Here is a 13632-nt window from a genome sequence, read left to right on the forward strand (position 1 = left end):
TAAAGTAATAATTTGCTAAAATTATTTTAAAATTATTTTTTTATTTTAATTTTATTTTGATAAAATAAATAAGCTAAATGCCGTTATAGCTCAGCAGGTAGAGCACTTCCATGGTAAGGAAGGGGTCGCTGGTTCAAGTCCAGTTAATGGCACCATATCATTATGTTTCTTTATTGAAATTTAATGATCAGTTTTACTTAAATATTAAAAATAATTAATATTTCTCAAATAATTTCTTCTGTATTATTAAATTAAAAGCAAGGTTTTTTGTTCCTTGCTTTTCTTTTTATTTTTTGTCTTTGGTGTAATTATAAATTTTTTCAGCTAACTCTTTTTTGTCAAGTTTTTCATAACCGAAAATATTTAAAATTTTGGCCATTTCGTGGAGCTGTTCTTTTGGAAGTGATAAAAGCTTTTCGATTTTTAAATCTTTTTCAGATTTAACGTTTTGAGCTTTATAATTTTGTCCAGTATATGGATTGTCTTGATAAGCTTGTTCATCTTGACTTTTCATATATGGATCTTTATTTTGATTATTAACATGGTTAAAAAAGGCATTAAGATCAAATCCATTTGGATTGCTTTGACTATTTTTAAACATCTCTTGCATTTTCATAAATTCGTTTCTTCTTCTTGCAAATACAAATGATTTTTTAATAAGTGAAACAGGACGCAAGAATACAAGCCCAACTAAAACGCTAGCTACTACCGAAACTACATAAATTGCAATTAAGGCTGGCACTTCAGTTCCAGTTATAGGTCCAACGCTGCTATTTGTGGTAAAAACCACTAGCATTATTACTTTAACAATAATTAGAATTGCTAAAGTATTAATTACAAATGAAGATAAATGATAATATGATTTAAGTTTTCTTGAGGCAAAGGCTGTATATGCAAAATACACAGCAATTCCAAGATATAAAAGAGCTGTAAAAATTTGAATACCAAGCTGCTGATTAAAACTTTGAATTGCGAAAGATTCTTGGTTTGAAAGATTTTGCTGTTGTGCTAATTTATAAAAACTTAAAAGAATATCATTTTTATAAACTACTAAAAGAAGTAATTGAATTGCTTCTACTAAAAAAAGCGAAAACAATCCAGCGATAAATCACATAACATAATGAAAAAAGACTTTGTTATAGTCATTTCAAAGTTTATTTTCATCGCTGTAATTAAGGATTTTATTTTTGTCTAAAAACATTTAATCTCCGTTTTAATTATTTTACCAAATTAACCTTTTAGAAGTTCAAAGTCATATTCACAAATATTAAATTCGCTTGGTACTTTGCTATAAAATGTCATTTGTTTTTCAAGCATTGGGTGAAAAAATTCAAGTTTATAAGCGTGAAGTCTTTGATTAAAGTCATCTATTTTTTTATTATATACATTATCGCCATATATTGGATTATTAATGTGAGCTAGATGCACTCTAATTTGATGAGTTCTTCCGGTTTCTAAATTACATTTAACTAAAGATTTAGGTTGCTTTTCATGATAAAAGGTTTTAATTAATTCTACATTAGTTATAGCTTCTTTAGCTTTAATGTTTGTTACTTTTCTTTTTTGTGGGTTTTTAGGATCAAGGCCAATTGGAAGATTTATTCTTAATTTTTTATCAGTTAAAAAATTATCACAAATTGCAATATAGCTTCGCTTGATGTTATGATTCTTAAACATTTCAGCAAGTTTAATATGCACTGCGTTAGTTTTGGTAACGATAAGTAGTCCGCTGGTGTCTTTATCGATTCTATGAACTATTCCCGGTCTTAAAAGGCCATTAGTATCACTTAGATTATTTTTAAAATGATAAAGAAGTCCATTAGCTAAAGTATTTTCATAATGCGTAGGTGATGGATGAACTATTAATCCGCTAGGTTTATCGATTATGACTAAATGATCGTCTTCATAGATGATATCTAGTTTGATATTTTGCGCTTCAATTTTAGGAGTTTTATCTAAAAGCCTTATTATTTTTATCTCTTGCGGCGGATGAACAATATAGCTAGGTTTGCATACTAGACCATTATTTACAAAAACGGCCTTTGATTTAATTAATTCTTGGATATCGGCTCTAGATAGGCTAGAATTAGAGGCAATATATTTATCGATTCGATCTTTATAAGTTACTGTTAAATTAAGCATAATTTTAAAAAAACAAGCAAATTAATTGCTTGAATTTAATAAGTCTGAAATTTTTTTAGCAGCCATAGCACCTTCACTTGCTGCGGTTATAATTTGACGAATTTCCTTGCTTCTAATGTCACCTGCGGCGAAAATTCCTCTAACGCTAGTTTCCATTGATTCGTTAGTAGGAATAAAGCCTTTATCGTCTAAAATATTTAATTCTTTAGCAAAATCTGCTGCTGGAATAAATCCAATATAAGGGAAAAATGAAGCTACTTTAATTTCTTTTTCGACTCCATTTTTATCAACTATTATTGCTGATTTTAAATTAGACTCACCTCTTAGTTCTTTAATTTCACTTTCCATGTAAATGTGAACATTTGGAAGTTTTTTAAGATCATCAACAAGGCTAGGCTCTGCTCTAAAGCTAGCTTCTTTAACAACTAAATGAACTTCAGATGCAATCTTTGAAAGATAAGCGCTTTCTTCAACGGCAGAATTTCCACCACCAAGAACTATAGTTGGGTTTTTACCATATAATGGTCCATCACAAATAGCACAAAAACTCACGCCTCTATTTAAAAAACTATCAATATTTTTAATAAAAGTAGGAACTCTATTAACCATTCCGGTAGCTATTAATATAGTTTTAGCTTTTAAAACTTTTCCATCTTTTAAAAGAACTTCTTTGTCAAATAGTGAATGAGATTTAATAGAAGCAACTTCTCCGTAGATATACTGCGCTCCATAAGCTTGAGCGTGATCAAAGAATTCTAAGGCTAGCGCAGCTCCATCAATCATTTTTGTTCCAAGTCAGTTTTCAACTTTTGATGTAGTTGAAAGCTTTCCACCTGGAGCTCCTTTTTCGACAAATCCTACTTTTAAATTTGCTCTTGAAGCATATAAAGCAGCGTTTAATCCAGCAGGTCCGCTACCGATGATTAATAAATCGTATTTTTCGTTTTGCATTATTATTTTTTAATTAGCTTTCTTGTTACGTTTTTTTGAAAAAATGAAAAAACAGCATAAAAAAGGGCACTATATGATGTTTTTTGCACTCACTGGTTATATTTTACCAAATCAACCATTAAATAATCATAGTAATATTTACGCTTGATTTTATAGTATTTAACTCTATTAAAAAACTGGTAATAAACCATTATAACTAGTCCAGTTAAAGTGAAAAATATCGCTAATAGTGAATAGAATAAAAATGCTTCTTGACGAAGAGGCTCCATCGCTAGACGAACCACTCCATATCAAGCTAGATACATTCCTGAAGTAACTCCAGGTTTAAATAGCCCAAATAAATTAAACACTCAAACAATTAATAAATATCCAGCTAAGTTAAGTAGAGCTTCATATAAAAATAATGGATATCTATAAGCTCCTTGAAGTCCTAGTGATGCTGAATATGTATCTGAGATATACATATTTCTAGCAAAGTCTTTTCCAAAAATTAAAACAGAATGTCCATCTCAGTCGATTTTTCCATAAACTTCATGGTTTACGTAGTTTCCTCAACGACCAACAAATTGCCCAATTAAAATAGTTGGAATTATAATGCTAGCTACTTTACGCATATCAATTTTTAATCTAATTCTATATGCATATATAACGTCGGCTATCATTGCTAGAAGAACTCCCCCCTGAATTGAAAGTCCTCCGTTTCAGATTGCATACCATTTAGAAACTTGAAGCGTTTCTGGGTGATAAATTAATGACTCAAAAACAAAACCAAGACGAGCTCCAATTAGCGAAGTTGGAATGGTTATCATTATAAAAACAATTAAAATATCAGAACTAATTTTTGCTCTATTTCAAAAGAAAATAATAGTTAAAATAGAACACAATATTCCAAGCATAAGCATTAAAGAATAAAGGTGAAATTCATATGAACCAATTTTAAATAAAATAGTTGATGCACCTTCTGGGAAGGCGGTATCAAAAACATATGCAGGTGCTTTTAGGTTGTTCATTTTTCTCCTTATTTTTAGTTTTTAAATAATACCAAAATTATTAAGAAACTCTGACGAATTCTTTATGCTCATTGTAAACTTCTGGGAAGTTTTTCTTTAACAGACGAAGTCCTAATTTTTTACAAAATACTACGTGATATAGACGTGGTCAGTTAACGCTACTATTTTTTGGCGGATTAATAAAAGAATTAACAATTTGCAGCTCTGCGTGAAGCTCTTCTTCGGTTACATCGATATTTCATTTTTGTCTAAGCATTACTTCAACACTAAATTTTTTAAGAGTGTAGTTTGCAAAGTTAGGATTTTTACTTTGATCCATTTGTCTAGTAGCAGCTTCTAAATCTTTTTCAAATTCTATTTTTGCAATATCTTTGTTATTTAATGTATAGAAATTTAGCGCATCATTTCCGTAGTAATATAAACAATTTGCAACAATGTTTTCTCTAACTTGTTTGTAAACTGCATTTTTTAAATCAGCTAAAGTTTGTGCAAATGGTAAATTTAAAAGTTTTACGTTTTCTTCAGTAATTGGCATATGTTTAACTTCAAATGCTTCCAATACTTCAACGTAACCTTTTAGCCCGTAAAAATCTATTGCTTTAGGTTTGTTTAATTCTAGTGAAAGAATTTCAAAAGCTAACTGGTCTTTACTTTTGCCAGCGTAGACAAATACAGGACGTTCTGAGGTTTTTTGTTCTTCTTTTTGATAAAAGACAACTTTACAATAATCACCAGCTGCTACTGGCGCATCTTTTTTAGGTAAGTGAAATTCGTAGTTTTGAATAAATTTTTCAATGTAATCTTGAAGAAGTTCTTCATAATTACTTTCTACCTTTAATTCTGATTTATAGCTATCGTCAAAGCTAAATTTTTCTAGATCATCTAGATAATATGTTTTGTATTCCACTTCAAGTGAATCTACTGTCTTTTTGTGATTTTGCAGTAAAGGTTTATAAACTACAAAATTTGGATTTGAATCTAATTTTTGTTTTCAATGTTCATCTGTCATTTGAAGAGATAAATTCATAAATGCAAAATCTAAAATTTCACTTTGATTTATTGTAAGACTTGGTTGCTTTTTTTTAATTTCTTCTAAAGCAGCAAGAGAATCTCTTTGAGCCTCTAGTCATTTGTTTTTTTCTAATTTAACTGTTTCGCTAAAAAATTTCATATGTTCCTTTTAAATAACAAAAATCTGCACATGCAGATTTATGCTGGTTTTTTACGTGAGTATTTATTTTTAAATCACTGAGTTTTTCTAAGTTTATGTAGTCCTATTACTTGGAATGTTTGTCAGATTCCGGTAAATAGTCAATACACTTGCACACCAGCTGTAAATATTATCGCCATAAATGTGAAAACAATAATAAATATAGTTTGGTATCTTTCTGATTTTTTAAGTGCTTGAACTTCAGCAACTGTAGTTCTTTCTTTAAGACGTTTTTTATTTAATCAATGTGGAATGAGCTGAGATGTAAATTGAATAATTACAACTACAATTATTATTCATAGATAAATAAAGTTTCCAGCGATTACTTCTCTTCATGAAGTAGCACCGAAGTTAATTCCAAGTCAAGTTGTAGCTTTAATTGAAGGCACTGCTTGAATTGCCCGTCACATAGCAAAGAAAATTGGCATAGCAACAAGTTGCGGCAAGAACCCATCTAAAACATTAATATTGTTTTTCTTATAAAGGTCAGCAATTTCTTTTTGCTTACGCATTTTCATTTGCTTGTTGTTTTCAAAACCTTTATATTTGTTTTCTATTGCAGCTTTTTTGACTCTTAAATCTTCTTGTGCTGATTGAACTATTGTAGCTTTAAAAGTAATAAATAAACTAAATAATCTAGTTAGAAGAACTAAAACTAATATCGCAATAATTGATGATCATCCATCAAGGCTTGGAAGCGAATTAGTTATGGCATTAATTAGCGCTGAAAATGGATAAACAATTAAACCGTAAAATGGTCCATATTGTCATGATTGTCCTCAGTCAGTAACTGGGTTTTGAACAGTTCCACCAGAACCAAGTAATTCTTTTTCATCGGTTCTAGTGTCTAATATATTGCTATCGGCATTGTATTTTAATGCATCGTCAACTAAAAAGTTTTTAGATGATGAAAAATCAATTGCAACGTTTTCTACAGTTTCTTTTTTATACCAACCAAGGTTACTTAAAATAACCTTCATTCTATTGCTATAGTAGTTAACTAAAGAATATTGTTTTGGTGTTAAATAAAATAGTGGTGAATTATTTCCAGTTCCTACTATTGTTTTATCTTGAATTGAATCAATTTTTGATTTTAAAAATTTTGAAACATCGCTTCCTAGTTGTTTGTAAAACTCTGAAGAAGGACCAAATTCATAGTTATAGTAAAGTTGTAAAACATCACGAGAGTATTTTAGTGTTGGCTTAGCAACGTAAGCATCGCTTGAATAGTCATTAATTCTAGCTAGTCCTGATACGTATTTAATTCCAAATCTTTTCTCTTGGCTTTGCTCGTCGGTGTAGAGTTTATCTTTTACACTTTGAGTACCATTTTCATCTGTTGTAGTTTCAGTAACTTTACTAATTTGAGCAACGACATTATTATTTAGTGGTGCTAAAACGTAAATTGGTTTAATTTCATTTACAAACTCATAGGTTTTATTTCCGTTAGTTGCAAATAAATATTTTCCATTGTTTACAAAGATTTTTGCATCAGGATTGCTAAATCCTTCTTCGCTAACGTTTAGATAAAATGAAGAAGTTAAGCTGTTGTATTCTCCAAAATTACCACCGTTTTTTTGTGATTGTTCTCTTAGTTTTTCTAAAACGCTTCTATTATTTAAAAGAACTGCATCTAAAGCATTACCTTTAAGTTCTTTTGTTGTAAAGCTTTGAGTTTCTCCGTTTGCATCGACATATGATGTTGTTGTTTCTTTAGCGTCTAGTGTATTAACTCTAGGAACAACATCTTTTTTGCTGTTGTAAAATTCAATTCCATTTCCTACGGTATTTGATGATGTAACAACAAAGTTTTGAATACACCCTGTAAGTGTAAGACCAAAGAAGAAAGTATAAAAAAGAATTTTTAATCACTTAAAAACTTTTTTTAATGTATTTTTTCTTTGAACAGTTGGGTCTTTTTCAGCTGTAAAGTAGTTAAAATTATTTGATCTTTTCATTCTGTTGTTTAAATTGGGTAAATATTTTTTCAATTTCGATAACTTTTGTTAAAAAATTGCAGTTAATAAAATTTTTTCTAATAATTATTACCATCTCATATGGATAGTTATACAAATTCATTTTATGCACGATAGCTTTCATTTGGCGTTTGTGATAATTTCTTCCAACTGAATTGGCAAATTTTTTAGGAACTGTAATTCCTACTTTGAAAACGCTTGCTTTTTTATAGTAGACAATTACATATTTATTAGCGATAAATTTTTTATTTTTAAGAACTAAATCGAATTCTCAATTTTTTCGAAGTCGATATTGTTTTTTCATTTTTTAAGAAAGATTATTTATCTGAAACTGTTAATCTTTTTCTACCTTTTGCACGTCTTGCAGCTAAAATTTTTCTTCCGTTTTTAGTAGACATTCTACTTCTAAAACCGTGAACTTTAACGTGTTTACGTTTATTTGGTTGATAAGTACGTTTACTCATGATTCTCCTCTTAAATTTAAGCGATGCAAATAATTAGCATAGTAATATTCATTATATAAAATATTTCCATTTTTCGTGTCAAAAATTTTTAAAGCTTAAAACTTTAAAATTTAATAGAAAAACTTGTTTAAGATTTTTTATTATTATAATAATTTTAGCCAAATAATAAAAAAATACAAACTTAATAAAATCTGTATTTTTCAAATTAATTATTATTAAAATCCATCAGGGAATAGCGCGGTTTTGTTATCACCATCTTCGAAGCCATTTTGATATAAATACCTTAAGTTTTGACGGAATGATCTGGTTTGCTCTGGGAATTTAGCTTGATCGCTACCATCAAGAAGATTATAAGCTGGCATTAATAATTTTCCGCCTTCATCTAAAACTGGATTAGTCAATGTTAGCTGAGTGAATTTAGCAGGTTTTAGTAGATCTCCAAAAGTGGCATTTTGTGAAACTAAATTATAAATCCCTACAGTTTGACCAAATTCATCTAAAACCATAGATCCAGAAGCTCCAAAGTATAGCGATGAAAAGTTAACATCTAGATTATATCCATAGTCTTGAGCAAAGTATCTATGTCATAAGTCTTTATATAGTGATGGAGAGTTACTTGCATCGTTAATGGTTCTTGATGTTCAAGTTCCATTTTGTAGAGAAAATAAATTATTATTTTTCAGCGAAGAATTTTGCGCTGAAGTTAGCTCTCTTGAAGATCTTTCAGTTGGATTATTTTTCATTCATTGCGCTTTACTTTGATCTGCAGGGTATCCGGCAATATAAAGATTTTTAGCGTTAGGCAGAATTAATTCTTTTCATTTAAAAGTGCTTTTATCATCGCTTAAATATTTTGATGCTGAAACATAATCCATGCTAGGAGTAGGGCTTAAAAGATCTAAATTATTAGGTGATAAATTAGTATATTTTCTTGATACTTGTTTATCAACTGCCGCAGTTGCATTTGTGATTCATGATTTAAAAGTTGCATCAGCATTTGTTAAATCAACATCGACTGCAAAAACTCCAAAGTCCTGGTAAAATGGAACAAAGTTTTGTTGTTTTTGATATTCAACTTTTGCATCAAATACGTTTCTATCTTTTTGGATGCTAGTATTTTTTGCTTCAAAAGAATTTTTACTATCATGGTCAAAGGCTTTTAGCAGACTTTCTTGATATCTTTCAACGTTGCTTCTTTTTACAAAATCTACTGCAGCAAAAATAAGCTTAGCATTTGATATAACTGAATCTAAATTTTTATAACTTCCAGTTTGCTTAATTACTGTGCTAAAACCAGCCATGTTCCCATAATAAATTGGATTTTGGTTGTTTCTGGTGTTATTAGCCACGGCAGCAAAACTAGGAGTTTGAACTTGTTTTCCAAGAGCTATTCCATTAGCTTTAAATCCAGTTGGATCAAAGTAATTTAAATGTTTATCTTGCTCTTCGGTTAAGGTATTTGATAAATATCCTATAACGTGTAAATTAGTTGCTAAAAATAATTTATATTTATTTGGATTTTGAGTATTTTTATGATAATCAAGAAGTCAAGCAGTTCCTCCTAGAGTTCCTACTCAATCTTTATTTCCTCCATTTTCTGCTTTTGGATCATATTCATTAAATCCATAAGCTAAAGAAAATGTTCTATCATAGATTTCTTTATAAAGAATTTCTGATTTTAGAGTTCAAAATTTATTTGTGTATTTTGGATAAGTATTTGCGGCAATATCTATTGAAGATCTTGACTGTGAAATTAATCTTTGAAAATCCTCAAGGCTAATCATTGGAGGATTAGGGCTAGCTTCATTTGAAACTACATTTGTTTCTGAAGCAAATAAGCTAGAAGGCTGAGTTGCTTCCACACTTGGAGTGAAGGCGTTTTGGAATTGAATATTTTTTGCGATTTCTTTGTCAAGCTCTGCTTTGGTATTTCCTAAAGCTAAATTGAAATATTTAATTTGCAATTCTTTAGGAAGATTCATCTTTGTAAATCACTGCTGAGCCTTAGCTTTTTCTTCAATGTATTTATTTAAAATATTATCTATTGTGCTTTGGCTAATATTGACAGCGCTTGCTTGAGTGGTGTCTTTTAAATTATTTAAAGTATCGTTTTTAAGTGCATTAAAAACTTTTTGATTTAAGTTTTCTGTAAGGTTTAAATAACCTGGGATTTGCTCGCTAAATCCAATTAAATCTGAAAGTAAATCATTAAGAGCTGATCTTAATTCTTTAAGTTTTGGATCTAAACTTGGATACTTTAATTTAGTAACAACTAGCTCGCGATTTGTTAAATCATCTTGTGTATAACTTCTAGCTGATAATTCTACTAAATCAAGATCTTTGATTAATTCTTTAACTTCGTTTAATACGCTTGTAAATTTTGTAAGTTTTTCGCTTTTCGCTTGAGGGTCAAGCTGTGATAGTGATTTTTGAAGTTCTGTAAAAACAGTGTTTTCTGTTAGTGATTTTGCAAAGGTTACATTAGTAAGCATGGTTTGAATATCTCCCACGCTTTGAGGACCATTTTCAATTGGTTGCTTTGGTTGAGGTTGTTGCGACTGTTTGTTTTCATCTTCTTTAACAGGTTCGCTTTTTGCTGCAGCTCCACATGAAATTGCAATTGTAGGAATTAAGCTTAGACTTGCAATTAATGGAATTAGTTTAATTTTTGTTTTTTTCATAAATTACCTAATTTAATTTTATTTTATTTTACAAATTAAATAAATTTTCATTAACAAAGTTATAAAAAAATTAATGTAAAATATAAATTAATAATTATTACCATAATTAATTTTTACATTAAGCTTGAATTAAGGAAAAAATAATGTCAGATTTTAAATTTACAAATACAGAAACAGAACTTGTAGTTTCTTTATTTGCTTCAAAAGAACAAGTTGATAAAGAATATCAAAAGCTTGAAACAGAAGCTCTTAAAAAAATTAAAGTCAATGGATATAGAGCTGGTAAAGCTCCTAAAGAAGTGCTAAGAGCTAGATTAAATTCAAAAGATTTACTTGATAGAGTTTTACAAAATCTTTCAAAAGAAAATTTAAATGAAGTTTATAAACAATTAATGGAAAGAAAAGAACCAGTTACTTTTGCTTATACAATTGATTTAAAAGAAAAAGAAAACGGACTTACATTTGATTATAAATTTGCCAAAGTTCCAACCGTTAGTGATTTAGATGTTAAGTCAGCTAAAACAGAATTAAAATTAGAAAAAGTAACTGATAAAGACGTTTTAGAATCTATTGAAACTAGATTAAATGAAGGTAGAAGTAGAGTTAAAGTTGAAGACGAAGCCAAAAAAGGTGATGAAGTTCTTTTTGACTTTAAAGGTTACATTGATGGCGAAGCTTTTGAAGGTGGAGAAGCTGAAGATTATTCACTAGTTTTAGGATCAGCGCAATTTATAGCTGGTTTTGAAGAACAACTTCTTGGAAAAAAAGCTGGATGAAAAGGTGAAATTAAAGCAACTTTTCCTTCAACATATTACGTTAAAAACTATAGAGATAAAGAAGCTACTTTTGAAATTAATTTAAAAGAAGTTAGAAGAGTTAACTCACTAAAATTAGATAGCAAAGAATTTAAAGATTCACCTTTAGGATCTGAAGAATACTTAGGACAATACAAAGTTTTTGTTAAAAAAGATTTAGTTGTTTCTAGATTTATTCAAAGCCAAAGAGATTTCCTTGATGAACTTGTTAAAGAATTATCTCAAAGCGTTAAATTCCATATTTCTGATTTACTTTTAAAAGAAAAAATTGCTCAATTAGATAAACAATTTAACGACCAACTAAAACAATATAAAGTAAAAAGAAAAGAATATCTTAAAGTAATTAAAGCTACTGAAGAAGATATTCAAGTAGAACTTAAAACTTCAGCAGTTAACGAATATAAATTAAGCTACATTTACCAAGAATTATTAAAAGAATTCAAAAAAGAATTCACAGAAGAAGAAAAAAAACAATATCAAGAAGTATTTGATGCTCTTAAATTTACATCACCTTCAAATGACTTATTAGATCAATTAGCAGTTTTAGAAGGACTTCTTGAAAAAACTTCAAGAACTAAAGAACTTAAAGCTTGAAACGATTACAAAGTTTATCTTGTAGAAGAACTTAAAAAGCTTGACAAAGAAATTCAAAGCATGCAAGAAAAACAAACTCAAGAACCAGCTGAGGAAAAAGTAGAGAATAAAGAAGAAAAATAAAATTCATAAGGCGCTACGCGGCAGAAATGCCGCGACTTTGCTTTTAAAAAATATTTAACTATATTAAATTTATAACTTTTAACTTTTTAATATTTAAAAAATTCTAAAAATATTTTTGAATTTTATTTTTTCCTTAGTTTAATAAAATTACATGTACATTTTATAAACAAATCTCAAAGCCATTTTTTGGTTTTGGGATTTTTTCTTTTTATAAATTAATAAAAAGTAATTAAAAAATAAAAAATGAACACATTAACATGTCCATTATTTATATTTTATTTTCAATTAAAATTTGCGTTTTGTTATTTTGAATCTTTCGCAGCTTTCATTGAATTCATAACTTGTTTGATTTGTTTCTGTGACGCTGGACGACCCATTTGTTCAAACATTACTTTAATCATTTTTTCTGAAATAGGTGGATTTTCTCTCATTTGTTTTTCAAATAACTTTTTAACATAAATAAATGTAACAATAGCTACTGCAAAACCAACTCCTATTACAACAAAAATCATCATCAGAACAAATGCATAAGTTTGCATTTCAACCATAAATTCTCCTAACTATATTTAATTTCTTTTTCGTATTTTTGTGTTGTTAATTCTTTTACAAAATTAACAAGTAATTTTTTTGTTTCAAGTAAATCTGAAACCGAACAAATTCCAATTGGGCTATGTAAATATCTCTGTGGAAGAGATAGCGTAGTTGTTGCTGCTCCTCCTTTTGCATATTGCATTGAAGAAGCGTCAGTTCCTCCGCCCATTGAAACAAATTTATAAGCTTTAACTTTATGTTTCTTGGCAACTTTTAGTAAAAAACTTATCAGTTTTGGATCGGCCATCATGCCATTATCAAAAACTCTAAGAGCTGCACCTTTGCCTAATGATGTTGTTCCTGGAATTGTATTAATTGTATCATGTGATGAAGTAGTATCAAGCGCGATTGCAATATCAGGATCTACTAGCGAGGTGCTAGTTATAGCTCCTCTGGTTCCTACTTCTTCTTGAACAGTTCAAACTAAATATAAATTAACATCTAGTTTTAAATCAGAAACTTCTTTTGCAACTTGTTCTAAAACCGCAACTCCAGCTCTATTATCCATTGCTTTACCAGCCACTAAATCATCGTTGAAAAGCTCAACACTTTCACCGGTCATTGCAACTCTATCACCAACTTGAACGCCATGCTCTAAAGCTTCCTTATCGCTAGAGAAACCAAAGTCTGCGTAAAGCTCTTTGTTGGTTAGAGCTTTGGTAACTTTTTCTCTTTCCATGATGTGAATGCTAGTGTGACCAAATACACCATTATATTTTTTATTTTCACTAGTGATTAATACCGCTTTAGTTCCTACAACTGTAGTTGGTCAAATTCCTCCAACAGGAGATAGTAGTAGCTGACCTTTAGAATCAATTGATCTAACTAGAAAACCAACCTCATCCATGTGAGCGGCAATCATTACTTTTGGCGCTTTTGCGCTTTTGGCTTTTTTATAGGCAATTAAAGATCCGAAATTATCTCTTGAAAGACTAAAGTCTAATTTATTTAAAGTTTTTTTTAGTTCATCAACAACTGGTTCTTCATAACGAGACATTGCTGAAATTTCTAAAAATTCTTTTAATCTATTTTTAAATTCTTTTTTCATATTATATGTTGATTTATATTATATAAC

At 29.3% G+C, this 13632-nt stretch carries 12 protein-coding genes and 1 tRNA gene; 2 read left to right on the forward strand and 11 right to left on the reverse strand.

Annotation, left to right across the window (positions count from 1 at the left end):
* Positions 1–79: 79 nt before the first annotated feature.
* Positions 80–155, forward strand: a tRNA-Thr gene (locus VY93_RS03255).
* 131 nt (positions 156–286) lie between these two features.
* Here the strand turns inward: VY93_RS03255 and VY93_RS03260 are convergent.
* The 9 genes from VY93_RS03260 to VY93_RS03300 form a co-directional block, all read right to left on the reverse strand.
* Positions 287–1201: a hypothetical protein gene (locus VY93_RS03260; protein WP_020003117.1), complete on the reverse strand. Its 915-nt coding sequence runs from the start codon at positions 1199–1201 to the stop codon at positions 287–289.
* Between the two features lie 29 nt (positions 1202–1230).
* Positions 1231–2142, reverse strand: a complete 912-nt coding sequence (locus VY93_RS03265) for an RluA family pseudouridine synthase (RefSeq protein WP_020003118.1) — start codon at positions 2140–2142, stop codon at positions 1231–1233.
* 21 nt (positions 2143–2163) lie between these two features.
* The gene (locus tag VY93_RS03270; protein WP_020003119.1) at positions 2164–3093 is read right to left on the reverse strand and encodes an NAD(P)/FAD-dependent oxidoreductase; all 930 of its coding nucleotides are present in this window, start codon (positions 3091–3093) and stop codon (positions 2164–2166) included.
* Positions 3094–3095: 2 nt separating this feature from the next.
* The gene (lgt, locus tag VY93_RS03275; protein ID WP_020003120.1) at positions 3096–4103 is read right to left on the reverse strand and encodes a prolipoprotein diacylglyceryl transferase; all 1008 of its coding nucleotides are present in this window, start codon (positions 4101–4103) and stop codon (positions 3096–3098) included.
* A 40-nt stretch (positions 4104–4143) separates the two neighbouring features.
* Positions 4144–5274: a trigger factor-related chaperone gene (locus VY93_RS03280; RefSeq protein ID WP_020003121.1), complete on the reverse strand. Its 1131-nt coding sequence runs from the start codon at positions 5272–5274 to the stop codon at positions 4144–4146.
* A gap of 38 nt (positions 5275–5312) precedes the next feature.
* Positions 5313–7271: a membrane protein insertase YidC gene (yidC, locus tag VY93_RS03285; protein WP_020003122.1), complete on the reverse strand. Its 1959-nt coding sequence runs from the start codon at positions 7269–7271 to the stop codon at positions 5313–5315.
* On the reverse strand, positions 7255–7593 hold the full coding sequence (rnpA, locus tag VY93_RS03290) for a ribonuclease P protein component (RefSeq protein WP_020003123.1): 339 nt from the start codon (positions 7591–7593) through the stop codon (positions 7255–7257). Before rnpA ends, yidC begins: the two co-directional genes overlap by 17 nt.
* A 13-nt stretch (positions 7594–7606) precedes the next feature.
* Entirely contained in the window at positions 7607–7753 is a 147-nt protein-coding gene (rpmH, locus tag VY93_RS03295; RefSeq protein ID WP_011283737.1) for a 50S ribosomal protein L34, read from the reverse strand.
* A 215-nt stretch (positions 7754–7968) separates the two neighbouring features.
* Positions 7969–10434 (reverse strand): MIP family Ig-specific serine endopeptidase, encoded by a 2466-nt coding sequence (locus tag VY93_RS03300; protein ID WP_020003124.1) that lies wholly within the window; start codon positions 10432–10434, stop codon positions 7969–7971.
* Between the two features lie 143 nt (positions 10435–10577).
* Between VY93_RS03300 and tig the strand changes: the two genes are divergently transcribed.
* Positions 10578–11966 (forward strand): trigger factor, encoded by a 1389-nt coding sequence (tig, locus tag VY93_RS03305; protein WP_020003125.1) that lies wholly within the window; start codon positions 10578–10580, stop codon positions 11964–11966.
* A gap of 302 nt (positions 11967–12268) precedes the next feature.
* Here tig and VY93_RS03310 read toward each other — a convergent pair whose 3' ends face one another.
* A complete protein-coding gene (locus VY93_RS03310; protein ID WP_011283740.1) occupies positions 12269–12514 on the reverse strand; it encodes a YneF family protein in 246 nt (81 codons plus the stop codon).
* An 8-nt stretch (positions 12515–12522) separates the two neighbouring features.
* Positions 12523–13605 carry a M20/M25/M40 family metallo-hydrolase gene (locus VY93_RS03315; RefSeq protein WP_020003126.1) on the reverse strand — a complete coding sequence of 361 codons (1083 nt, stop codon included), beginning with the start codon at positions 13603–13605 and terminating at the stop codon, positions 12523–12525.
* Positions 13606–13632: the final 27 nt, after the last annotated feature.

It is taken from the genome of Mycoplasmopsis synoviae ATCC 25204, assembly GCF_000969765.1.
In the GTDB taxonomy this organism is placed as follows: domain Bacteria; phylum Bacillota_I; class Bacilli_A; order Mycoplasmatales; family Metamycoplasmataceae; genus Mycoplasmopsis; species Mycoplasmopsis synoviae.